Annotated in this window: 21 protein-coding genes and 1 riboswitch; of the genes, 10 read left to right on the forward strand and 11 right to left on the reverse strand. The window is 62.3% G+C overall.

What is annotated here, in order from left to right:
- The first annotated feature begins 2 nt into the window (after positions 1-2).
- Positions 3-911, forward strand: a complete 909-nt coding sequence (locus tag EWM57_RS00725; RefSeq protein WP_242509938.1) for a DUF5777 family beta-barrel protein — start codon at positions 3-5, stop codon at positions 909-911.
- Positions 912-990: 79 nt separating this feature from the next.
- Here EWM57_RS00725 and EWM57_RS00730 read toward each other — a convergent pair whose 3' ends face one another.
- The 3 genes from EWM57_RS00730 to EWM57_RS00740 form a co-directional block, all read right to left on the reverse strand.
- On the reverse strand, positions 991-1,626 hold the full coding sequence (locus EWM57_RS00730) for a NifU family protein (protein ID WP_129919216.1): 636 nt from the start codon (positions 1,624-1,626) through the stop codon (positions 991-993).
- A 151-nt stretch (positions 1,627-1,777) separates the two neighbouring features.
- The gene (gene aroC, locus EWM57_RS00735) at positions 1,778-2,857 is read right to left on the reverse strand and encodes a chorismate synthase (RefSeq protein WP_129919217.1); all 1,080 of its coding nucleotides are present in this window, start codon (positions 2,855-2,857) and stop codon (positions 1,778-1,780) included.
- A 64-nt stretch (positions 2,858-2,921) separates the two neighbouring features.
- Positions 2,922-4,415: a BatD family protein gene (locus EWM57_RS00740; protein WP_165370368.1), complete on the reverse strand. Its 1,494-nt coding sequence runs from the start codon at positions 4,413-4,415 to the stop codon at positions 2,922-2,924.
- Between the two features lie 263 nt (positions 4,416-4,678).
- Here EWM57_RS00740 and EWM57_RS00745 point away from each other — a divergent pair, with 263 nt between their 5' ends.
- The 5 genes from EWM57_RS00745 to EWM57_RS00765 all read left to right on the forward strand — a co-directional run bounded on the left by EWM57_RS00745 (position 4,679) and on the right by EWM57_RS00765 (position 8,605).
- On the forward strand, positions 4,679-5,392 hold the full coding sequence (locus EWM57_RS00745) for a ferritin-like domain-containing protein (RefSeq protein ID WP_129919219.1): 714 nt from the start codon (positions 4,679-4,681) through the stop codon (positions 5,390-5,392).
- Positions 5,393-5,436: 44 nt separating this feature from the next.
- A complete protein-coding gene (locus EWM57_RS00750) occupies positions 5,437-6,375 on the forward strand; it encodes a ferritin-like domain-containing protein (RefSeq protein ID WP_129919220.1) in 939 nt (312 codons plus the stop codon).
- Between the two features lie 184 nt (positions 6,376-6,559).
- Entirely contained in the window at positions 6,560-7,276 is a 717-nt protein-coding gene (locus tag EWM57_RS00755) for a ferritin-like domain-containing protein (RefSeq protein WP_129919221.1), read from the forward strand.
- Between the two features lie 27 nt (positions 7,277-7,303).
- Positions 7,304-8,179, forward strand: a complete 876-nt coding sequence (locus tag EWM57_RS00760) for a ferritin-like domain-containing protein (protein WP_129919222.1) — start codon at positions 7,304-7,306, stop codon at positions 8,177-8,179.
- A gap of 237 nt (positions 8,180-8,416) precedes the next feature.
- Complete coding sequence (locus EWM57_RS00765; RefSeq protein WP_129919223.1) at positions 8,417-8,605, forward strand: hypothetical protein; 189 nt, start codon at positions 8,417-8,419, stop codon at positions 8,603-8,605.
- A gap of 29 nt (positions 8,606-8,634) precedes the next feature.
- Here EWM57_RS00765 and queG read toward each other — a convergent pair whose 3' ends face one another.
- On the reverse strand, positions 8,635-9,573 hold the full coding sequence (gene queG / locus EWM57_RS00770) for a tRNA epoxyqueuosine(34) reductase QueG (protein WP_129919224.1): 939 nt from the start codon (positions 9,571-9,573) through the stop codon (positions 8,635-8,637).
- Positions 9,574-9,729: 156 nt separating this feature from the next.
- Positions 9,730-10,779 carry a Holliday junction branch migration DNA helicase RuvB gene (ruvB, locus tag EWM57_RS00775; protein WP_129919225.1) on the reverse strand — a complete coding sequence of 350 codons (1,050 nt, stop codon included), beginning with the start codon at positions 10,777-10,779 and terminating at the stop codon, positions 9,730-9,732.
- 201 nt (positions 10,780-10,980) lie between these two features.
- On the opposite strand from ruvB, the gene EWM57_RS00780 reads away from it, so the two are divergent.
- Positions 10,981-11,952, forward strand: a complete 972-nt coding sequence (locus EWM57_RS00780) for a hypothetical protein (protein WP_129919226.1) — start codon at positions 10,981-10,983, stop codon at positions 11,950-11,952.
- Between the two features lie 29 nt (positions 11,953-11,981).
- On the opposite strand, the gene EWM57_RS00785 is transcribed toward EWM57_RS00780, so the two are convergent.
- Positions 11,982-12,332: an HIRAN domain-containing protein gene (locus tag EWM57_RS00785; RefSeq protein ID WP_129919227.1), complete on the reverse strand. Its 351-nt coding sequence runs from the start codon at positions 12,330-12,332 to the stop codon at positions 11,982-11,984.
- A gap of 132 nt (positions 12,333-12,464) precedes the next feature.
- Between EWM57_RS00785 and EWM57_RS00790 the strand changes: the two genes are divergently transcribed.
- Positions 12,465-12,926 (forward strand): DUF4268 domain-containing protein, encoded by a 462-nt coding sequence (locus EWM57_RS00790; RefSeq protein WP_129919228.1) that lies wholly within the window; start codon positions 12,465-12,467, stop codon positions 12,924-12,926.
- A 46-nt stretch (positions 12,927-12,972) separates the two neighbouring features.
- Here the strand turns inward: EWM57_RS00790 and EWM57_RS00795 are convergent, their stop codons facing one another.
- From EWM57_RS00795 to EWM57_RS00805, 3 genes are all read right to left on the reverse strand, one after another.
- On the reverse strand, positions 12,973-13,629 hold the full coding sequence (locus EWM57_RS00795) for a tetratricopeptide repeat protein (RefSeq protein ID WP_129919229.1): 657 nt from the start codon (positions 13,627-13,629) through the stop codon (positions 12,973-12,975).
- A gap of 59 nt (positions 13,630-13,688) precedes the next feature.
- Complete coding sequence (locus EWM57_RS00800) at positions 13,689-14,264, reverse strand: phosphopantetheine-binding protein (protein WP_129919230.1); 576 nt, start codon at positions 14,262-14,264, stop codon at positions 13,689-13,691.
- A 133-nt stretch (positions 14,265-14,397) separates the two neighbouring features.
- Entirely contained in the window at positions 14,398-15,630 is a 1,233-nt protein-coding gene (locus EWM57_RS00805; protein WP_129919231.1) for an acyl-CoA dehydrogenase family protein, read from the reverse strand.
- Between the two features lie 227 nt (positions 15,631-15,857).
- Here EWM57_RS00805 and EWM57_RS00810 point away from each other — a divergent pair, with 227 nt between their 5' ends.
- Positions 15,858-17,594 (forward strand): APC family permease, encoded by a 1,737-nt coding sequence (locus EWM57_RS00810; protein WP_129919232.1) that lies wholly within the window; start codon positions 15,858-15,860, stop codon positions 17,592-17,594.
- 93 nt (positions 17,595-17,687) lie between these two features.
- Here the strand turns inward: EWM57_RS00810 and EWM57_RS00815 are convergent, their stop codons facing one another.
- Entirely contained in the window at positions 17,688-20,213 is a 2,526-nt protein-coding gene (locus tag EWM57_RS00815; RefSeq protein WP_242509939.1) for a TonB-dependent receptor, read from the reverse strand.
- A gap of 60 nt (positions 20,214-20,273) precedes the next feature.
- Positions 20,274-20,384: riboswitch (TPP riboswitch) on the reverse strand.
- Between the two features lie 200 nt (positions 20,385-20,584).
- Between EWM57_RS00815 and EWM57_RS00820 the strand changes: the two genes are divergently transcribed.
- Entirely contained in the window at positions 20,585-20,827 is a 243-nt protein-coding gene (locus EWM57_RS00820; protein ID WP_129919233.1) for a hypothetical protein, read from the forward strand.
- Between the two features lie 117 nt (positions 20,828-20,944).
- Here the strand turns inward: EWM57_RS00820 and EWM57_RS00825 are convergent, their stop codons facing one another.
- The gene (locus EWM57_RS00825) at positions 20,945-21,370 is read right to left on the reverse strand and encodes a GNAT family N-acetyltransferase (RefSeq protein ID WP_129919234.1); all 426 of its coding nucleotides are present in this window, start codon (positions 21,368-21,370) and stop codon (positions 20,945-20,947) included.
- Positions 21,371-21,372 lie beyond the last annotated feature (2 nt).

Raw genomic sequence — 21,372 nt, forward strand, 5'->3', positions numbered from 1 at the left:
CCATGAAAACACCGCTACTCCGCCGTACCGCCATGCTCTTGTTGGCCGCTGTGCTCGGCCTCAGTGCCCGCGCCCAGGCCCAGGACGACCTGCTCAAGGAACTCGAAACCCAGCGTCCCGACAGCCTGGCTCCGACCCGCGACATCACCATGGCCACGTTCAAGGGCACCCACATCATCAACTCCCAATCGGTGGAAACGCCGGGCAAGGGCACGCTGCTGTTTTTGATTCAGCACCGGTTCGGCACGCTCAACAGCGGGGCCTACAACTTTTTTGGGCTCGACCAAGCCGTGCTGCGTTTGAGCTTCGAGTACGGCCTCACCGACCGGCTGACGCTGGGCGCGGGGCGCGGCAACCAGGAAAAGACGTTTGATGGCTTCGTTAAGTACCGGGCGCTGCGCCAGAGCGAGGGTGCCCGGGCCATGCCCGTGTCGGTGACGCTGCTGGCCAGCTCGGCCCTGACCACGCTCAAGTTTGGCACGCCCGAGCGCAGCATGGGCAGCCGCCTGACCTACACCTACCAGGCGCTGATTGCCCGCAAAATCAGCTCGGGCCTGTCGGTGCAGCTGATGCCGACCTTTATTCACCGCAACTTCGTGGACTCGCGCCAGGACCAGAACGACGTGTACGCCATCGGCGGGGCCTTTCGGCAGAAGCTCACCAAGCGCCTGGCCCTAACCGGGGACTATTACTACGTGCTGCCCGGCGCCACCGCCGACTCTTTCCGCAACGCCCTCGGGGTGGGCGTGGACATCGAAACCGGCGGCCACGTATTTCAGCTGCACTTCACCAACGCCCAGGGCATGATTGAGAAGTTCTTCATTCCCCAGACCCGCGGCAACTTCTTCGATGGCGACATCTATTTCGGCTTCAACGTGAGCCGGGCCTTCACCGTGAAAGACCGGCGTTAAAGCAGCCGTGGACTTCAGCAGGCATAAAAAAAGCCCGGTTCCTGCGAACCGGGCTTTTGCTTTTTAGAGCGAAAGAGCCTTACACCGTGATGCCTTCGGCTACCACTTCGGTTACTTCCGGCACCATGCGCTTGAGCAGGTTTTCGATGCCCGACTTGAGCGTGACGGTGGCCGAAGGGCAACCCGAGCACGAGCCCTGCAGGTTCACCGTCACCACGCCGGCCTTGTAGGAGCGGAAGGTGATGTTGCCGCCGTCCTGTTCTACGGCGGGGCGCACGTAGTTGTCGAGCAGGTCAATAACCTTCTGGCTGATCTGCTGGTCGACTTCCGAAGCGTCGCCGGCCACGCCGGTAGCGGCGGCCTGCTGGGCCGCTTTCTGCTCGGCGGCCGGGTCCACGGTGAAAATCGGGCCGTTAGCCTCGATGTACGACTTCAAAAAAGTCCGCAGCTCGGGAATGAGGTGGGTCCAGGTGAGGTCAGAATTCTTGGTAATGGTCACGAAGTTGGCGGCAATGAAGACGCGGCCTACGTAGTCGAAGTTGAACAGTTCCTGGGCCAGCGGCGAGTTGACGGCGGCTTCGAGGTTCGGGTAATCCACGCTGACGCCGTCGCTGAGCAGCGTGGCGTTGAGCACGAACTTCATGGATTCGGGGTTGGGGCTGGCTTCCGCGTAAATGGAAACCGGACCAACGGGGGCAGTGAGGGTATCAGCCATGTTTGAAAGACTTGGAGACGAAGGAGAAACGACGCGGGGCGCCGACCAAAAGGTAACACGTTCGGCGGTAAAACCGTGCCGCGCGCTAGATGTTGCAAAGGTACGCAACGAAACAGCAAGCGGCCACCATGAGCCCCGCGCAGGCCGGCTGCTACGCCCGGTTGGCCCGAGCCCGCAGCACCATATCGGCCAGCACCAGGCTGGTCATGGCATCCACAATGGGTACGGCCCGGGGCAGCACGCAGGGGTCGTGGCGGCCCTTGCCGGCCAGCGTGATTTCCTCGCCCTGGTCGTTGATGGTGGCCTGGGGCTGCAGAATGGTAGCCACGGGCTTGAAGGCAACGCGGAAATAAATGTCCTGCCCGTTGGAAATACCGCCCTGAATGCCGCCCGAGTGGTTGGTGCGGGTGCGCACGGTGCCGGCTTCATCGGTGTAAAAGGCGTCGTTGTGCTCGGAGCCGAACAGCAGCGTGCCGGCAAAGCCCGAGCCGTACTCGAAGCCTTTCACGGCATTGATGCTCAGCATGGCCTTGCCTAGCTCGGCGTGGAGCTTGTCGAACACCGGCTCACCGAGGCCGGCGGGCACGCCCAGGGCCACGCCCGTCACGATGCCCCCCACCGTGTCGTGCCGGTCCCGGGTCTGCCGGATAAGCGCGGCCATGCGCTCCGCGGTTTCGGGGTGGGGGCAGCGCACGGGGTTGGTGTCAATCAAACTCAGGTCGAGCTGCTCGTAGCCCACGGGCACGGCCACGGCTCCTACCTGCGACACGTAGCTGAGCGTGCTGATGCCCACCGTGCGCAGAAAAGCCGCTGCCACGGCCCCCGCGGCCACCCGGGCTGCCGTTTCCCGGGCCGAGCTGCGGCCCCCACCGCGGTAGTCGCGGCGGCCGTACTTCTGGTCGTAGGTGTAGTCGGCGTGCGAGGGCCGGTAGGCGTGCTCAATGTGTGAGTAGTCGTGGCTGGCTTGGTCCTGGTTGCGAATCAGCAGGCCGATGGGCGTGCCGGTGGTAAAGCCCCCGAACAGGCCCGACAGCACTTCCACCTGGTCGGCCTCCTTGCGCGGGGTGGTCAGGTCCGACTGGCCCGGGCGGCGCCGGTCGAGGGCCTGCTGAATTTCGGTTGTTTCCAGGGCCACGCCCGCCGGGCAGCCGTCAATAATCACCCCGATGCCGACGCCGTGCGACTCGCCGAAGGTGGTAATGCGGAAAACGGAACCGAAGGAATTGCTCATGCGGCGGCAGTGAAGAAGGTAGGCGCGAAAAGGTAAAGTGCGGGCAAAGGTAGCAGCCCCGGCCCTACTTCGGGCTCTGTCGCCGGGCCCGCCACCACCCGAAAGCGGCCAATGCCAGCAGCGCGGCCAGCACCATGTTGGCGTAGCGGCGCACGTCCTTATACTCGTTCAGGGGGTGCAGGGTGTTGTCGGCCGAGTTCAGCACATCCTGATAAAAGGCGTCGCCGGGCAGAGAATCGAAGGTGGACGCGCGCTGGGCCGGCCCCCCGATGCGCGGGTGCAGTTCGGCGCGCAGCGTGTCGTAGCGGGCCAGGGCGGGGTTGAAGACGACCAAAGAAAACAGCGTATCGAGCGGGAGCACGCTGGGCTGTCGGGCCACGAGCCGGTAGCTAAACTGCTTGCTACCGCCCACGCGCCCGCCCTGCCGGGTCAGGTTCTGCTCCACCTCGGGTCCGTACACTTCCAGCGTCGGCGACGAGGCCACCGCCGGCCCCACCAGCGAGGCCAGGTTGCCTTCTCCTTCCACCACGAAGCCGTAGCGGAACGCCTCCCCGGTGCGGAAAGCGGTGCGGTCAATGGTTTCGCGCAGGCGGTACTCGCCCACCGGTACCTGGTCGCGCAGGGGGTGGGGCGGCAGGGGCTTCACGGCAATGGTGCGCGGCTGGGTGAGGTAGGTCTTGTAGCCCTCCAGGCGGTTGTCGAGGCCCTCGGCAGGCTTTTTGGCCACTCGGTATTTAATCATCTGCAGGGCCACGGCCGGAAATGTGAGCGGCTGGGCATTGAGCGGGTACAGCTCGGCCTCGTAAAGCCGGTAGCGCAGGTAGGGCTTGCCGCCGGCCAGCACGGTTTCGGGCAGAATCTCCTGCTCGTTGAACGCCTCCTCCCACACCGTAGGCTGGCGCAGGTTCTTGATGATTTCGGGCAGCTGCCGGGTCAGGTCGTAGAAGTTGAGCAGGCCTTGGTCGGCGGGCGTGAGGTAGAAGTACAGCCCCACGTGCACGCCTTCGCCCACGAAAATGCTGGTTTTATCGGGCACCAGGGCCAGAAAAGCCTTATCCTGGAGCTCCACGTATTCCTGGGGCTTGGGCTTGCCGAAAAGTTGATCGAGCAGCCCCACGCCCTGCAACGGCCCGGTGGGCGCCGGCGTGGCCGGGGTGGCGGGCTGGGGACCTACTTTCACGGTGCCGCCCGCCGAGCGCACACTCAGCCCGTTGATGGTCATGGTGAACGGCTTCACGGCGTATTCGCCCTCGGCGTAGGCCGCGTAGCGTTGGGTGATGGTCAGCTCCGTGGACGTTTGCCCGCCGGTGATGCGCGTGGTGGTCGTGCTCGACTTGCCGCTTTTTTTGAAGCCTTCCAGGTCAGGAAAGGCCGAATACTTTTCCAGCGGGGCCCCGCGCAGCCGGAAGCTGATGGTGTAGTACTCGCTGATGGCTACCGTGGGGCTGCCCAGCACGATGTCGGCCTCGGCTTGGCCGGCGGGCTGGGCGCGCAACGCCGCGCCCGCCAGCAGCAGCAGGCCCAGCAAGCAGCACCCGAAACGCAGCAGAAAGCCCATGCCAGACATTTTATCGATGAGCTCAAAGCTACGCAAAAAGCCTGCGGAGCCAGTATGAGCCGGATTTATGCGCACCAACCGGTTCTATATAGACCAACCTGCATACTAAAAAAAGCGCAACCAGTCAATCCGATTTTCCTACGACGCCGTAAGTGCCTTTCAAATACCCAACCGCTTCCCGGTATTCTCCTCCTTCAAACGCCCTTTTCAGGGTGTGCCGGAAGCGCTTTGCCCTTTCTTTTCACCCCTAACCTTTCCTTCCCATGTCCAAACTCCTCAACTCCGGCGGGGACGAAGCGGAATTCGCTAAGCCGCTTTACGTGCCCATCAAACGGCGCTCCTTCTTCATGTACGCTGGTGCCACGGCCGGTGCTACGGCCCTGCTGCTCTCCAGCTGCAACGACGACGACGACGATACCAGCATGCCCGGAATGGTTGACGTGGGCAGCGGCGACACGGGGGTGCTCAACTACGCCTACGCCCTCGAGCAGCTCGAAGCCGCCTTCTATACCATGGTAAAGGCCGGTGACTACTACAAAAACGCCGTAGCCGCCGAAAAAGCCATCCTCGACGATATTGCCGCCCACGAAATTATTCACCGCGAATTCTTCAAGGCAGCCTTGTCGACCAGCGCCATCAAGCCCCTGGAGGTGGATTTCTCTTCGATCAACTTCGGCGACCGTACCGCCGTGTTGGGCGCCGCCAAGACGTTTGAAGATTTGGGAGTAGCCGCCTACAACGGGGCCGGACAATACATTTCCAGCGCCGATTACCTGACGCTGGCCGGCAAAATCGTTTCGGTAGAAGCCCGCCACGCGGCCCTGATTCGGGACCTGATCAGCAACGGCAGCTTCGTAAACGACGTGGTTAGCCCCACAACGGGCCTGGAGCTTTCCAAGTCTCCGGTTGACGTGGCCAACGCCGCCAACATGTACTTGAAGGATGGCTTCAAGATCAACGTGGGCAACATCAAGTAATCTGCCGTCCGGCGTATTCTCCTCACTCCCAATCAGCCTTTCCCATGGATCTGTTAAAAATAATTTCTGACATCGAGAAAGTAGACCCAGAAATCTACGACCGCCTCGACCCCCGCCGCCGCGTGTTCAAGCATTTCGGCGTGGCCGGCAAAGCCTTGGCTTCCGCCGCCATTCCCGGCCTGGTAGCCTCTATTTTCAGCAAGGCGTACGGCCAGACCGGTTCGCTCACGCCCGACGTGGCCAACGTGCTCAACTTCGCCCTGAAGCTGGAGTACCTGGAGTCGTTCTTCTACAACAAGGGCCTGGCTTCCGGCACGCTGATTCCGACCGGTCCCGGCCGTGACGCCATCACGCTGATTGCCCGCGACGAAACCAACCACGTAGCCGTGCTGCGCCAAACGCTCGGCAGCCAGGCCATTACGGCCCTAAAGGATACGGATTTCGACTACACTGGCGCCCAGGGTGGTAAGCGGGCCGCCATCTTTGGCGACGTATTCACGAACTACGCCACGTTCCTGACCCTGGCCCAGGCCTTTGAAGACACCGGCGTTCGGGCTTACAAAGGCGGTGCCCCGGCCCTGATAACCAACAAAGCCGTGCTGACGGCTGCGCTGAACATTCACTCGGTGGAAGCCCGCCACGCCTCCCACCTGCGCACGATGCGCCGGGGTGGCCCTGCTACCATTGCCAGCGCCACCGCTCCCAAGAGCTGGATTACGGACGGCGAAACAGTACCAGCAGCCGCTGCGGCTGTGTATGGTGCCGGCTCGCCCGCTACGCCTCCTACCGGCTCCACGCTGGCTAATGCCTCTAAGTTCTTCCCAGCCGAAGACAACAAGACCCAGGCTGGCGTACCGTTGAACACCACTTTTGCTTCCTTCAACCTGCCCGCCGCTTCGTTCTCGGAGGCCTTCGATGAGCCCCTGGACACGACCACGGTAGCCAACATTGCCGTCAACTTCATTGTGAGCGGCGTTTTTTAAGCCACCCGCTTTGGCTTTTTCGAAAAAAGGACGGCCCCCGGGTCGTCCTTTTTTATTTGCCCGCCTGCCACCTTCCCGGCGCCGGCGGGCTCCTGTAATTGGTGCATCCCGGTTTATCGGAGTACCTTTGTCTAGGTCGTCCCGGCGGGACGGCGGAGTTTTACCCGTTGGTGTTTTTCTGCTGATGTCCGAGTCTGTTGCTCCTGATTCCTTTTTGGCCCGCTCCATGCGGCGCCGCTCCTTTTTCCGCGTTGCCGGAGCTGCCGCCGCCGCTTCCACGCTGGTGCTGGCGGGCTGCAACCCGGGCGACGATTCCCCGAAGCCCAGTACCAACCCCAACCTGTTGATTCTGGGGGGTGGCGACAATGGCCTGCTCAACTACGCCTATTTGCTGGAGCAGCTCGAAGCCGCCTTCTACCAGAAAGTCCTCGACGCGCTGCCCGCCGACCTGCTGCCCGGCGAGAAAGATGCCCTGACCGATTTGCGGGACCATGAAGTTATTCACCGCGAGTTTTTCAAGCAGGCGCTGGGCACCAACGCCATTGAGTCGTTCGACTTCGACTTCAGCACCCTCACCCTGACCACCCGGGCGGGTGTGTTTGCCGCGGCCAAAAAGCTCGAAGACCTGGGCGTGGCGGCCTACGCCGGCGTGGGCAAGCTTATCACCAGCAGCGTTTACCTCGGGCTGGTGGCCAAAATAGCCTCCGTGGAGGCCCGGCACGCGGCCTACGTGCGCGACGCCGTGCAGGCCAATTCCCTGGCCACGGCCGATGCCGACACCATCATCACCACCGGCGACTTCGCGGCCCTGAACGTGGCCCTGACTCCGGCCCAGGTGATGTCGGCGGCCGCGCCTTTCCTCAAATTCATCGTTGATACTTCCCAGTTGCCCAAGGCTTAGGCTGACGGCGGACGGCTCCCCCTTCTCATGAATATTTTCAAGCTCCTCGCCAATCTGGCCGAAGTTGACCCCGAGGCTTACCAGCGGCTGAGTGCCCGCCGGGGCATGCTGAGCAGCCTGGGCCAGCTGAGTCGCAAAACGGCCGCCACCGCCCTGCCCCTGGGGGTGGGCGCCGTGCTGCAGAAGGCCTACGGCCGCAACACCCAGACCATCCTCGACACCTTTACCCTGGCCCTGACGCTGGAGCACCTCGAGAATGAGTTTTATACCAAGGCCCTCGAAGCCGGCCGCAACGGAACGCTGACCTTTGCCCCCGGCACCCAGGCCGTGTTCCAGCAGATACAGGCCCACGAGCAGGCCCACGTGGCCTTCTTTCAGCGGCAGCTGCAAAGCTCCAACGCCGCCGTGCCCGCCAAGCCCAACTTCGACTTCACGGGCAGCAAAAACGGTACGAAGCCCGCCTTGTACGCCGACGTGTTTACGAACTTCGCCACGTTCCTGAAAGTAGCCCAGCTGCTCGAAGACACCGGCGTGCGGGCCTACAAAGGGCAGCTGGAGTTTCTGATATCTGACAACGACGTGCTGCAGGCCGCCCTGCAGATTCACGCCGTGGAAGCCCGGCACGCGGCCCACATCCGCGGCATGCGCCGAGCCCTGGGCGCCAACGTCCGGGACTGGATCAGCAAGGACGACGAAACCATCACCAACACCAGCACGGCCGCCGTGTACGCGGGCGAGGATGCCGAAAAGCAAACTCTGCCCGGGCTGCCCATCACCCAGTTCCCGACCGACACCACACCCTTCGCCGTGGGCCCCAAGCCCAAGGTGAGTCTGGGCGAGGCCTTCGACGAGCCCATAACCACGGGGGTGGCCACCCAGCTGGCGGGGCTGTTTACGTTTTAATACAAGCTTAATCACTTTTGTGCATCTAAGGAACGGCCTGCGCCGTTCCTTTTTTGTTGCCATTCGGGCAACGGAAGCACCGTTCAGCTTGCACTTTGGGAGTTTATTATTGTAACTTTCGACAAAGCACTGAAAACACTTGGGGCCACCGGACGCTTTTTTTAAAGCATTCGTATACGCCCTGCGTCTACTGATCTAGAATACCAACCCACCCGCCTTTTAACCTTCTTTTGACCGATGCTGGAATACGTTAAAACCATCCTGCTCAAAGTCAGCTTCGACAAAATCCTCTTCGAAAAAGAGCTCCGCAAAGCATTCCGCATGCTGGTGCCCGTCGAATTGCAAGAGTTGAAAACCTGGTGCTATCAACAGTTCGCCAAAGTCTACCAGCGCATTCTGAACCGCGTTTTTGCCCAAGCGGCCTAGTCCCGTTTCTGGCTCCTTCCAAGCCGCCGCTACTCCTCTCCCGTCACAAACCTGATATTGCGGGTCAGCCCCGCGTAGCCCGTCCGTTTCATTGCCGACTGCCGGAACAGCTCCGAGAATAGCTCGTGGGTTATTTCCTGCCAATCGGTGGTGCTCAGGTGCGGCAACTGTGGATTGGGTTTGAACTGAGGTTCGCTGTGGGGCTTGCTAAAGCGGTTCCAGGGGCACACGTCCTGGCAGATGTCGCAGCCAAACACCCAGTTGCCGAACTTGCCCGCCATTTCGGTCGGAATCTGGTCCTTGAGCTCAATGGTGAAGTAACTGATGCACTTGCTGCCGTCGACGACGTAGGGCTCGGTAATGGCGCCGGTTGGGCAGGCGTCGAGGCACTTCGTGCAGGTGCCGCAGTAGTCCTTGATAGGCCCGTCGTAGTCGAGCTCCAGGTCCACGATAAGCTCGGCAATGAAGTAGAAGCTGCCGGTGCCGGGCGTAATCAGGTTGCTGTTTTTGCCCACCCAGCCCAGGCCGCTCTTTTTGGCCCAGGCCTTGTCGAGTACCGGGGCCGAATCAACGAAGCACCGCCCTCCTACTTCCCCGATTTCCTGCTGAATATCCTGGAGCAGGGTCTTGAGCTTGTCCTTGATGACGAAGTGGTAGTCGCGCCCGTAGGCGTATTTGCTGATCTTGAGTGTGCCGTCGGCGGGCTGCTGGTCTTCCTCGGCCGGGTAATAGTTGAGCAGCAGCGAAATCACCGACTTGGCCCCGTCCACGAGCAGACGCGGGTCGAGGCGCTTGTCGAAGTGGTTGGCCATGTAGCCCATCTGCCCGTGCATATTGCGGTTAAGCCAGTTTTCGAGCCGGGGTGCCTCCTCTTCCAGAAACTCCGCCTTGGAGATACCGCAATACATAAAGCCCAGCTCCAGGGCCCGGCGTTTGATGAAAGCGGTATAAGCGGCGGTGGGCAGCATGCTGGTTTTTGGTTGGTTGTTGCTGGTTTTTGGCCTTGCCAAACCAATTTCTTCTTTACGCTACAGTCTATACAAACGAAAAGTGCGCTTGAATTGCTCAAGCGCACTTTTCGTAACAAAGATCCAAAAACCACGAACGAATAACCAAAAATCGGCCTAGCCCTCGGCTCCGAACAGGTCAGTGGTGTTGCCGCGCAGGTGCTGGGGCATGAGCTTGCCCAAGTGCTTGTAGGCTGCTTCGGTAGCCTCGCGGCCCCGGGAGGTGCGCTTCAAATAGCCCTCCTGGATCAGGAAGGGCTCGTACACTTCCTCGATGGTTTCGGCTTCCTCCCCGCAGGCGGTGGCAATGGTGCTGATACCGACCGGACCGCCCTTGAACTTGTCGATAATGGTGTTCAGGATGCGCTTGTCCATGTCGTCGAGCCCCTGGGAGTCCACGTCGAGGGCGCGCAGGGCAAACTGGGCAATGTCCACGGTGATGGTGCCGTCGCCCTTGATCTGGGCGAAGTCGCGGGTGCGGCGCAGCAGGTTGTTGGCAATGCGGGGCGTCCCGCGGGAGCGGCGGGCAATTTCGAAGGCCGCATCCTCGTGAATCGGGGTGCCCAGAATTTCGGCCGACCGCTTCACGATGCTGGTGAGCAGCTTTGAGTCGTAATATTCCAAACGGGCCGAGATGCCGAAGCGGGCCCGCAACGGCGAGGTCAGCATGCCCGAGCGGGTGGTAGCCCCGATGAGGGTGAACGGGCTCAGCGAAATCTGCACCGACCGCGCATTCGGACCCGAATCGAGCATGATGTCGATGCGGTAGTCTTCCATCGCCGAGTACAGGTACTCTTCCACCACGGGGTTGAGGCGGTGAATTTCGTCGATGAACAGCACGTCGTTCGGCTCCAGGTTGGTCAGCAGGCCGGCCAGGTCCGAGGGCTTGTCGAGCACCGGGCCGCTCGTCATCTTGATGCCCGATTCGAGCTCGTTGGCAATGATGTGCGAGAGAGTCGTTTTGCCCAGGCCGGGCGGGCCGTGCAGCAGCACGTGGTCGAGGGCCTCGCCGCGCTGCCGGGCGGCGGCCACGAACACCCGCAGGTTTTCCACGACCTTGTCCTGCCCCGCAAAATCGGAGAAGGACAAGGGCCGCAGGGCTTTGTCAAGGTCTTTTTCGGAGGCGTCCATGTGGCCGCTGTCCCCGGTCAGATAATTTTCGCGCATGGTAACGAGCGTGAGATTGGTAGCTGAAAGGTAACACAACGCGGCCCTGATTCCTCCCATTTTTAGCAAAAAAAACGCAGCTGCCGGCCTAACGAGGGCATTTATCTAACCGCATTAGCAAAACTCATCTACTTCCGGCGCCGCGGTGCCGGGCTGCTACCCGGGAGCTGCGTATTTTGCGGCCCCAACCGTTTCTATTTTATGCCCGCTTCCGCTTCTTTCGTGGCCTGGCTGCACACGCTGCCCACCACCTTCTACGACCAGCTGGCCCACGCGCTTTCCCTGCACGGCATGGCCTGCGCCGAATTGCTGGCCCATCCCCAGCAGGAGCTGCCCCAGCAGGTTATGGGCCTTACCGGCCTCGACGCCGCCCAAGTGGCCCAGCTCAATACCATCGGCAGCCACGACCAGCTAGTGGCGGCCCTGGCCGAAAATCCGCGCCGGCTCTACGACCTGCTGCTGGTGGGCGGCCTGGTGCTCGATACCTCCCTGGCCGCGCCGGTGCTGGCCTACGTGCGCCAGCAGATGTTCATTGACGAAGCGCAGCTGGTCACGCTGAAGCACTACTGCCTGGAACTCAGCGGCACGTTTCTGGGGGCCTTGGAGCAGCAACTGCCCGCTGAACCATCCATTGGCCTGCACCGGCTGCAGGTTGAAGCGGCGTTTGCGCGCTACGTGGCCAACAATCCGCCGCCTGCGCCGCCTGTGGCTACCATCCGCTTCACTGACCCGCAGTTGCAGATGATGCGGCTGGCACTGTTGCTCGTGCATTCGCTGCCCGAAGCTGGGGAGCAGCCCTTCATGCGGGCTGTGGCCGCGCTGGAGCCTTTGCAGCCGGTGGCCCTCGAACCCATGATTGCACGGCTGGGCCAGCTCCAGCCCGCCGAGGCCCTGCCGCTGACCATGCCCGAGTTGGTGCAGCTTTACGCGGCCATGCAGGTGTGCGGGATGGTATTCGTGAGCGACGTGCTTGGCACGCTGGGTCTGGAACAAGCCCTGCCCCAACCCACGGCGGAAGATGCGGCTACTAGCCCGGCGGCCCCGGCCAGCAGCCGGCAGGCCGTGGGCGAAATGGTCAGCAGCTTCACGCAGTGGGTGCAGCAGACCTTCCCCGACGCCCCCGAAATTGCCGCGGCCCGCACCCGAGTCCTGGCCCTGGCCGACGCGCTGTAGCCCTTGGCCGGCCGGAGCGGTTTTTTGGGCTACTTGCTGGCCGGCAGCAGCACTTCGATTTCGAGCTGGAGCCAATCGTCTTCCCAGGCTTTGTGGGTGATGCGGGCCGTGAGCGGGTAGCCGGCGTCGAGCAGGCGGGCACTGGTTTCGTTGCGCACCTCGGGCAGGTAGCCCAGCCAGATGCTGCCTTCGGCCTCGGTGGTCAGCACCTTCACGGCCCAGTCGTCGTACTTGCTGTCGGCCTCGCGCTCCAAGCGCAGGGGCTGACCGAGGTAAAGGCCGGGCTCGTGCTGTTTGAGGTTTTCGCGGTGGGTGGTGCCGGCCACGAGGCATTCCAGAAGCACCAGGTCGGGGGCAGACGAAGCAGAAGCAGGTTTCATGCTGCCAATGTACAGGACTGTCGGCAAGTTACCGCGCCAGTTGCCCTGGCCGGCACCGCTGCTCGCTGCCGCGTTTAGGCGAAAAACCGGCCGGCATCGTATTTTTCGGGTCTTTACCCCTCTTCTTTCCGCATGTATAGCAAAGCCGAAACCGCCCAGCTGCGTCAGGCCTTCTGGACTACGTTTGGTCAGTATATGGCCCCCGTGCCCTCGGCCGAGGGTCTGCCCACGAACTGGATCAACTACAAAACCGGCGTCAAGCACGTGCAATTCCGCCTGCACGCCGACACCCGCCACGCCACCATCAGCATTGAGCTGACCCACCCCGACGCGGACGTGCGGGCCGTATTTTTCGAGCAGTTTGAAGCGCTGAAAACCCTGCTCCACGAAACCACCGGCCAGCCCTGGCGCTGGGAAGCCGACGCCCATGACATCCACGGCCAGCCCCTGAGCCGCATTTTTCAGGAGCTTACCCCCGTCAACATGTTCAACCGGGACGATTGGCCGGCGCTGATTTCGTTTTTCAAGCCCCGCCTGATAGCCCTGGACGCCTTCTGGAGCGACGCGCAATACTCGTTTCAGGACTTGGCCTGACCCTATTCAAGGCAACAAATATTGCTGCCGGTAGCTGGGCTGTGAGTTACGGCTTTTTGCTCGCGGAGAGGGCAGTGGTCCGCGCGGCCAGGTCGGCCAGGGTCTGGGCCACGTCCTTGCGGGTGGGGTCGGTGCTGTAGGCCATTTGCAGCACGCTTACGGCGTATTTCTGGTAAGCGGTACCCTTGCCGGCCTCCCCGCCGGCCGCGTAAGCTTCGCCGTAGGCAAAGGCCCGGCGGCCCAGGTTGTAGAGGTCGTCGGCCGTGACGGCCTTGATATCCGAGCCAGGGGCCAACCGAAACGCTTTTTGCAGGTCAGCCCAGCCCTGCTGAATGTCGCCCTGGCTGATGCGGCTCAGCCCCAGTTCCCGGTAGCTCGGGGCCGAGGCGGTGTCCACCTTGTTGCTGGCTTCAAACCAGGTAATAGCCTGCGGGTACTTGTCGAGCAGGTAGTAGCTGTGGCCCAAAGCGGAGCGCACGAGCCGGTGGGTGGAATCCAGCCCCAGCGTTTCCTGGTATTTGCCGATGGCCTGCCGCTCCAGAGGCCGGGCCTGGGCGGTATCAGTGAGGCCGGCGGCGCGCAGGGACAGCGCCACGCCTTCGTTGAAGGTGTCGAAGGCTTTTTTCTCGGGCTTGGCCTGGCAGCCGGCGAGGGTAGCTGTCAGCACCACGGCTAGAAAACGAGTAGAAAAAAGAAGTTTCATGGCCTGCAAGAAACGTAAAAGCGCTTGGTCTTGCCTTAGAAGTTGTGGGTAAAACGAAGCTAATCGATGCCCAAGTCACGCGTGAAGCTGTCCGTGAGCTTAATTTCCTCCACCCCTACTCCACTTATGAAACTGGTAATACCGACCACAATCCGCTCCACCTCATACCGAGTAGCTGCTTCGAACAGCAGCTGGGGGTGATGCAGAGCCAGCAGCCAGTCAACTACGTCGGCCAGCGTTTTCGCCTCATAGTCCGATTTCCGCAACTGACGCGGCCCATATAACCAGAGGCCAATGCCCTTGCGCGGGGTCAGCAAGTCAGGCAGCGGCATACCGAGGCAGTTTCGCAGCTGGAGCATGCCCGCGTCGAGGTTCTCTGGTAGCCACAGGGCATCAAGACGGGTAGACGCAACCAATGAGGCGGCCCCGGTCACTTGCTGCACGCAGCCCATTACCCGTTCCAACAGTTGTCCAAAAATGGCCGGCGGGGCTGAGTCTGCCGGAATCTGCTGCCGCCGACACACATAGGCTACCACCGCCTCAACGGTAGCCAGCTGCTCGGCTTCCCGGTCGGGAATATCGAAGTTAAACCGCCGTTCAACAGCCACCACCAATTCGACCGAGTCCAGGCCCATGCGTTAGCACCTAAAAGGGAAAGAGACTTCCGCAGCAGTTCAAAAGAACCGGCCCTAGCGGAATATTACGCAAAAAGCGCTGCCAGCTCAGTAGCCAGCAGCGCTTTATACAGGATGACAGGATGACAACCCGTTATTTGAAAGCTTGAATCCCGGTGATGTCGGCGCCGGTGATGAGCAGGTGAATGTCGTGGGTGCCCTCGTAGGTGATGACCGACTCGAGGTTCATCATGTGACGCATAATCGGGTATTCGCCCGTGATGCCCATGCCGCCGTGGATCTGCCGGGCCTCGCGGGCCACTTCCAGGGCCATGTTCACCGAGTTGCGCTTGGCCATCGAAATCTGGGCGCTGGTGGCTTTACCCTCGTTTTTGAGCACGCCCAGGCGCCAGGCCATGAGCTGGGCCTTGGTGATTTCGGTGAGCATCTCGGCCAGCTTTTTCTGCTGCAGCTGGAAGCCGCCAATCGGCTTGCCGAACTGCTCCCGCTCCAGGCTGTATTTCAGCGCCGACTCGTAGCAGTCGATGGCCGCGCCGATGGCGCCCCAGGCAATGCCGAAGCGAGCCGAGTCGAGGCAGCCCAGCGGGCCCTTTAGGCCGTCAATGTTAGGCAGCAGGTTTTCTTTGGGCACTTTCACGTCCTGGAACACCAGCTCGCCGGTGCAGGAGGCGCGCAGGCTCCACTTGTTGTGAATTTCGGGGGTCGTGAAGCCTTCCATGCCGCGCTCCACACTCAGGCCCTTGATGCGGCCATTCTCGTCCTTGGCCCACACCACGGCCAGCTGGCACTCGGGGGAGTTGCTGATCCAGAGCTTGGCGCCGTTGAGCAGGTAGTAGTCGCCCATGTCCTTGATGGTCGTCGTCATGCCGCCAGGGTTCGAGCCGTGGTCGGGCTCGGTCAGGCCGAAGCAGCCCAGCCACTCGCCGGAGGCCAGCTTGGGCAGGTACTTCTTGCGCTGCTCCTCGGAGCCGTAGGCGTAAATCGGGTACATCACCAAGGAGCCCTGCACCGAGGCCGTGGAGCGCATGCCGGAGTCGCCGCGCTCAATTTCCTGCATAATCAGGCCGTAGCTGATGTAGTCGAGGCCGCCGCCGCCGTACTCGGTCGGGATGGTGGGACCAAAGGCGCCCACGTCGCCAAACTTGCGCACGATTTCGGAAGGGAAGTGCGCGTCCTGGGCCCACTTCTCGATGTATGGATTGATTTCCTTCTTGACGAAGTCGCGGATGCTCTGGCGGATGAGCTTGTGCTCCTCGGTGAGCAGGCCGTCGAGGTCGAAGTAGTCGGTGAAGCCGGCCGCATTGAGGGAGCCGTGGTGGCTGGCCGCTTTGGCTTTGGGCGAGAGAACGTCAGCTTGGGATGACATAACGGAGTGAATTGGGTGGGGAATCAGGCTCAAAGATAGGAGTTTCCGCATGCGGAACAGGCCTCCCGCCCCGATGGTTCGGGCCGGCAAGCGGAACGGCACCGCAACCGGGTAATTATATTTTAAACACCTAATATTTAGCCGCGAACCACTATTTTAGGTGAACCGACATTCAAAAAGTCGACTCTTTCCGTAATGGCAGCATCATCCGCCCCTGCTTCCCACCCATGAGTCACGAAAAGAAACTAAACGAGCTGGAGGCCACCGCCATCTGCGGCAACGACATTTCCTCGTCGTGCCTGTACGTATCGGCCCTGGCCATTGCCTACGCCGGGCAGTACGCCTGGGTAGCCCTGCTGCTGGTCGGCGCGGTGCTGTTTCTGTTCCGCAAAATCTACGGCGAGGTGGTGGGCGCCCTGCCCCTCAACGGCGGGGCCTACAACGTGCTGCTGAACACGACCAGCAAGCGCAACGCCGCCCTGGCGGCCTGCCTGACGATATTGTCGTACATGGCCACGGCGGTTATTTCAGCATCCGAGGCCATGCACTACCTGCACACGCTCTGGGAAGGGCTGCCCATCATGTGGGCCACGCTGGGCCTGCTGGGCCTGTTTCTGGCCCTGACCATCCTGGGCATCTCGGAGTCGGCGAAGGTGGCGGTGGGCATTTTCCTGGTGCACCTGGCCTCGCTCACGCTGCTGGTGGGCGCCACGGTCTGGTTTCTGGCCACCCACGGCCTCGACACGCTCACGCTCAACTTCCGGGCCCCGATGCCCCAGGGCAGCTTGCTGACGGCCCTGTTTTTGGGCTTCAGCGCGGCCATGTTGGGTATTTCGGGCTTCGAAAGCTCGGCCAACTTCGTGGAGGAGCAGGCCCCGGGCGTATTCGGCAAAACCCTGCGCAACATGTGGGTGGTGGTGAGCTTCTTCAACCCCGTCATTGCGTTTCTGGCCGTGGCCGCGCTGCCCCTGGCCCAGGTCGGCCCCCACACCGAAACCCTGCTTTCCTACCTGGGCACCACCACCGGGGGCCGCTGGCTGGGCATGCTCATTTCGGTGGATGCCGTGGCCGTGCTCAGCGGAGCCGTGCTGACCTCGTTTGTGGGCGTGAGCGGGCTGATGAAGCGCATGACCCTGGACCGCATTCTGCCCCAGTTCTTTCTCAAGGAAAACCAGGCCAAGAGCAACTACATCATTTTGCTCACCTTCTTTCTGCTCTGCGTGTCGGTGCTGCTGATTACCAACGGGCAGCTCGGGCCGCTGTCGGGGGTGTATACCATTTCGTTTCTGTCAGTAATGGCGTTTTTTGCCCTCGGCAACTTCCTGCTCAAGAGCAAGCGCCCTTTGCTGCCGCGGCCGGTGTACGCGGGCATCCTCACCGTCACGGTGGCCCTGCTGAGCATTCTGCTGGCTTTGTACGGCAACGTCAAGATTCACCCCGACTACCTGATTGTGTTTTTGCAGTACTTCCTGCCGGCCATGCTGGTGGTCTACGTGATGCTCAACCGCACCTCGATTCTCAACCTGACCCTGGCCGGTATCGACTCGGTGGCCGAGCACTCCCGGTTTTCGCGCTTCGGCCGCCTGCTGGTCAAGCGTAAGCTGCGGGAGCTGCACCAGCAGGAATTCGTGTTTTTCACCAAGGGCGACAACGTGGCCAACCTCAACAAGGTCATGGCCTACGTGGTGGAAAACGAGTTTACCAACCGCCTTAAAATCGTGACCCTGCTCAACGAGGGCGACCAAGTGTCGCCGGACCTGCTCACCGACATTCGGGTGCTGGACCGGGCCTACGAGCAGATTGAGGTGGAATTTGTGGCCATGCCCGGGCACTTCGGCCCCCAGCTCATCAACAAGCTCTCGGAGGAGTGGTGCATCCCCAAAAACTTCATGTTTATCGGTACCCCCGGCGACCGGTTTCCCTACCAGGTCTCGGAACTCGGTGGCGTGCGTCTGATTATTTGACGCCGGCTGAGGGCCGTCAGCAAGCATTAGCCACCGAAAAAGGCCCTTCGTGCGAAGGGCCTTTTTCGTACAGTCAGCGCTATGCAGGAGCAATTAAAACTTCACGCCCACCGACAGCAGGTAGTTGCGGGTGGCCTGGGGGAAGTACCAGTTAAAGGTTTCCTGCCGGCCGCTGGCGCCCAGGTAGCCGTAGGTGTAGCCGTTGGCCACGTACTGGCGGTTGAGCACGTTATTAACCAGCAAACCCAGCTCGATTTCCTTCACGAACACCGGCCGGATGGCGTAACGGAGCCGGAAATCGAGCACTTGGTAGGGCTTGAGGCGGCGGGTTTCGCTCGTGGAGTTGTCGAGGTACTGGCGGCTGACGGTCTTGTAGAGCAAAGCCACGCGCAGGCCCTTCAGCGGCTGCCCCTCCAGGGTGTGGGCCGAAATAACCGACGGCGAATACGATACCGTCGTGCTGCGGGCCGGGCCGTCCACCCGAATCGGGTTGTAGAGCGAGTCGGCGTCGTAAGTCACGTCGCGGTAGTTCAGGATGCGGTTGCGGCTCAGCGTGAGCGTGCTGCTCAGGCTGATTTTGTCGTTGGCCGACACGGAGCCGGTCAGCTCCAGCCCGGTGCGGTAGCTGCGGGCCACGTTGGTGCGCAGGGCCGTGCCCACGTCGTTGAGCTGCCCGGTGGCCACGAGCTGGTTGCGGTAACCCATGTAGAAGTAGTTGGCCTCGAAGCGCAGGGCGGTGTTAGGACCGAGCAGGCCGGCGTCGGGGCGGGCCAGGCGGTAGCCGGCCTCGAAGTCGTTCAGGCGCTCGGCCTTGGGCTGCTCACTGCCCGTGGGCCGATCCACGAAATCGGCGCGCACCGGCTCCCGCTGGCCCACGGCGAAGCTGGCGTAGAGCTGCTGGCCCCGGGGCAATGTCAGCGTGGCCCCGGCTTTGGGGTTGAAGAACGTGTAGCCCACGTGCGTCGACACGTCGACCAGGCCCTTCACGGCATTGGCCGCCCCCGGCCGGGGCTCCATGCCGTCGATGTTGTAACGGATGTGGCGGGCCTGCACGTCGGCGTACACGCCCAGGGCGGGCAGCACCTGCAGCGTGGCGCGGGCGTAGGCGTTGTAATCGGTCTTGACGGCGTCGTTGAAGTAGTAGCGCTGGCGGATGTTGCCGTTGGAAGCGTACTGGGCCCAGATAACCTCGCCGTAGTGGTCGTTCAGGAAGCGGTTCCAGGCCCCGCCGAAGGTCGCCTGGAGCTTGTCGTTGTCCCGGGGCTGGTAGTTGAGCGCAAACGTGCCGCCGTAGAAGTAGTTATCCAGCCACTTGCGGTCAATGAGGTTGGTTTTCTTGATGGTCGTGCCGCCGATAACCACGTTGTCGAGGCCGAAGTTGGCCAGGGTGCGGCCCGTGCGGTAGCTTTCGTAGTAGCCGAAGCCCCGGGTCAGGTGCAGGGCGGCGCCCAGGTTCCAGTTTTGGCCCAGGCCCTGGTTCAGGTGCAGCTGGTAGTGGTTCTGCTGGTAGTTGTCGGTCTGGTTGTCATAAGTGTAGGAGCTGAAGCGCCGGCCCTCGGCCAGCACCCGGGCCGCGTCGGCCTCGGTCAGCTCGTAGTTGTCGACGTACTTCTGCAAGTCGGCCCGGTCGCCGGTCAGGGCGGGCTCGGGCACGCCGTTCCAGGCCTGGTAGGTTTTTTCCCGGCCCGAGAAGGTGATAAACTTGATCAGGGTGTTCTTCTGCTGGTAGCCCGCGGCGAAGTAGTACGACTTCAGGTCGGAGGCCGCCCGGTTCATGTAGCCGTCGGAGCTGATGCGCGAGAGGCGGCCGTCGAGCGTGAAGCGGCCGCCGAGCAGGCCGGTGCCAAACGAGACGTTGTTTTTCCAGGTGTTGAAGGAGCCAAACGAGTTCTGGGTTTCCCCGTAGGCCTCGCGGCGGTTTTCCAGGGTGCTGATGTTGATGCTGGCCCCGAAGGCCGCCCCGCCGTTCTGGCTCGTGCCCACCCCGCGCTGAATCTGCAGGCTGTTGATGGACGAGGCCAAATCGGGCAGGTTGATCAGAAACGAGCCGTGCGACTCCGCGTCGTTCAGCGGCACCCCGTTGATGGTCATGTTAATGCCCGTGTTGCTCGTGCCCCGGATGCGGATGTCGGTGTAGCCCACGCCCGCGCCGGCATCCGAGTTGACCACCACCGAGGGCGTCTGGTCGAGCAGGTAGGGCAAGTCCTGACCGAAGTTGCGCTTGGCCAGGTCCTGCTTGCCCAGGTTGGTGTAGGCCGTGGCCGTGCGGTCGTTGGCTCGGGAGGCCGTCACGAGGGCTTCGCCGGTGAGCACGCCGCCGGGCTGGAGTGCGGAGCTTAGGCGCTGCTCCTGAGTCTGCCCTACCACGGGCAGGTCAGCGGGCTCGTAGCCTACAAACGTGATGCGCAGCGTGTGGGCACCGGCCGGCACTACCGGCACGGCAAAGGCGCCGGCCGCATCCGTGGCGCCCACTACGGCGCCGTCGAGCAGTACGGTGGCGCCGGGCAGGGCGATGCCTGAGCGCGCATCCTTCACTTGGCCGGACATGGGACCTTGCGCCCACGCCGACGTGCCGGGCAGCGCCAGCAGCGCCGCTCCGAAAACCAGAAAATTTTTCAAGGGGGTAAAAAAAGAAAAAGTTGAACGGACCGGGTACCAGGGGTCGGTACCGTCGGCTTGTCGCTCGCGGATCGTTTGTTCCCTTCGCCGGCATTACCCGGGCAGGTTCAATGGGTATGATCTCAGCCCCCCGATTTCGTCGCCGATGGTGGGGCACCCCTAAACTATGGCCCAAAACTAGACCACCGTCGGCGTAGTTGCAAATCAAGGCGGCAATCGGGGTTTACTTTAGGCTGATAATCACGTATCTTAGGTAACCCGTTAGCGCCTCCCAATCCGGGGCCTGGCCCCGAACACCTACTGCCTGGGCTCGGCTGCTCAGCCAACGTCCGTCGACTCGCTTCGTTTTCGCCGTTTTTCCTGCCTTCGCCATGATCAGCCTCGTTTACGCCCTCGTGGTCTTCGCCATTCTGGCCTACTTCATGGTCATGCCCCGGCGCCGCTACCAGCGTCCTCCCTTCCCCGACAGCGACGACGACGGGGGTGAGCCGCTCGATGACGGCCTGCCGGACCTGGACCTGCCCCCGGGCATCACCCGGCCCATCAATGACTGGGAGCCCGACTACAACCGGCCCCGTACCCCCATCCGCCCCCACGAGCCCATGCTGCTCTAGGCAAGTCTGCTTTCGACATTAAAAACCGGCCCTGCGGCCCTGTTCCAGTCCGCCCACAGTTCGGGGTGGCGGGCCAGAACAGAGCCGCAGGGCCGTTTGCTCTACCAACACCACTACCTACAGCCCGCAACGCATGCGCTGATACGCCACCGGGCCTTTGTAGAAAACCGGCCCCTCCGGCCGCAGGCCAAACCGGGTGTAGAAAGCCGCCGCATCCTGGCGGGCATCGCACCAGATGCGCTGGGCACCTAGCTGCCGGGCCGCGGCGAAAGTGGCCGCCAGCAGTCGGGAGCCCACGCCGCGCCGCTGCCAGTCGGGGCGGGTGGCAAACTTGCGGAAGCGCGCCTCGGGGCCCGTCACGAAAAGCGAAATCACGGCCACCAGTTCCGCGTCGTGGAAGGCGCCCAGGTGCACCCCCGCCTCGTCGTCGGGCACGCGCACGTAAGCCAGGGGCTGGTCGGGCCAGAGCACGGCGTGGCGGAGCGGGTAGGTATCGGCCGCCTCAATAGCGCGGATAGTCAGTTCGGCATCGGGTCCGGCCATGC

The organism is Hymenobacter persicinus (genome assembly GCF_004167665.1).
In the GTDB taxonomy this organism is placed as follows: domain Bacteria; phylum Bacteroidota; class Bacteroidia; order Cytophagales; family Hymenobacteraceae; genus Hymenobacter; species Hymenobacter persicinus.

What these genes read in the sequence shown, in the direction of transcription:
- EWM57_RS00725 (WP_242509938.1), top strand. Translation starts at nt 3, where the DNA reads ATGAAAACACCGCTACTCCGCCGTACCGCCATGCTCTTGTTGGCCGCT.
- EWM57_RS00730 (WP_129919216.1), bottom strand. Translation starts at nt 1,626, where the DNA reads ATGGCTGATACCCTCACTGCCCCCGTTGGTCCGGTTTCCATTTACGCG.
- aroC (WP_129919217.1), bottom strand. Translation starts at nt 2,857, where the DNA reads ATGAGCAATTCCTTCGGTTCCGTTTTCCGCATTACCACCTTCGGCGAG.
- EWM57_RS00740 (WP_165370368.1), bottom strand. Translation starts at nt 4,415, where the DNA reads ATGGGCTTTCTGCTGCGTTTCGGGTGCTGCTTGCTGGGCCTGCTGCTG.
- EWM57_RS00745 (WP_129919219.1), top strand. Translation starts at nt 4,679, where the DNA reads ATGTCCAAACTCCTCAACTCCGGCGGGGACGAAGCGGAATTCGCTAAG.
- EWM57_RS00750 (WP_129919220.1), top strand. Translation starts at nt 5,437, where the DNA reads ATGGATCTGTTAAAAATAATTTCTGACATCGAGAAAGTAGACCCAGAA.
- EWM57_RS00755 (WP_129919221.1), top strand. Translation starts at nt 6,560, where the DNA reads ATGTCCGAGTCTGTTGCTCCTGATTCCTTTTTGGCCCGCTCCATGCGG.
- EWM57_RS00760 (WP_129919222.1), top strand. Translation starts at nt 7,304, where the DNA reads ATGAATATTTTCAAGCTCCTCGCCAATCTGGCCGAAGTTGACCCCGAG.
- EWM57_RS00765 (WP_129919223.1), top strand. Translation starts at nt 8,417, where the DNA reads ATGCTGGAATACGTTAAAACCATCCTGCTCAAAGTCAGCTTCGACAAA.
- queG (WP_129919224.1), bottom strand. Translation starts at nt 9,573, where the DNA reads ATGCTGCCCACCGCCGCTTATACCGCTTTCATCAAACGCCGGGCCCTG.
- ruvB (WP_129919225.1), bottom strand. Translation starts at nt 10,779, where the DNA reads ATGCGCGAAAATTATCTGACCGGGGACAGCGGCCACATGGACGCCTCC.
- EWM57_RS00780 (WP_129919226.1), top strand. Translation starts at nt 10,981, where the DNA reads ATGCCCGCTTCCGCTTCTTTCGTGGCCTGGCTGCACACGCTGCCCACC.
- EWM57_RS00785 (WP_129919227.1), bottom strand. Translation starts at nt 12,332, where the DNA reads ATGAAACCTGCTTCTGCTTCGTCTGCCCCCGACCTGGTGCTTCTGGAA.
- EWM57_RS00790 (WP_129919228.1), top strand. Translation starts at nt 12,465, where the DNA reads ATGTATAGCAAAGCCGAAACCGCCCAGCTGCGTCAGGCCTTCTGGACT.
- EWM57_RS00795 (WP_129919229.1), bottom strand. Translation starts at nt 13,629, where the DNA reads ATGAAACTTCTTTTTTCTACTCGTTTTCTAGCCGTGGTGCTGACAGCT.
- EWM57_RS00800 (WP_129919230.1), bottom strand. Translation starts at nt 14,264, where the DNA reads ATGGGCCTGGACTCGGTCGAATTGGTGGTGGCTGTTGAACGGCGGTTT.
- EWM57_RS00805 (WP_129919231.1), bottom strand. Translation starts at nt 15,630, where the DNA reads ATGTCATCCCAAGCTGACGTTCTCTCGCCCAAAGCCAAAGCGGCCAGC.
- EWM57_RS00810 (WP_129919232.1), top strand. Translation starts at nt 15,858, where the DNA reads ATGAGTCACGAAAAGAAACTAAACGAGCTGGAGGCCACCGCCATCTGC.
- EWM57_RS00820 (WP_129919233.1), top strand. Translation starts at nt 20,585, where the DNA reads ATGATCAGCCTCGTTTACGCCCTCGTGGTCTTCGCCATTCTGGCCTAC.
- EWM57_RS00825 (WP_129919234.1), bottom strand. Translation starts at nt 21,370, where the DNA reads ATGGCCGGACCCGATGCCGAACTGACTATCCGCGCTATTGAGGCGGCC.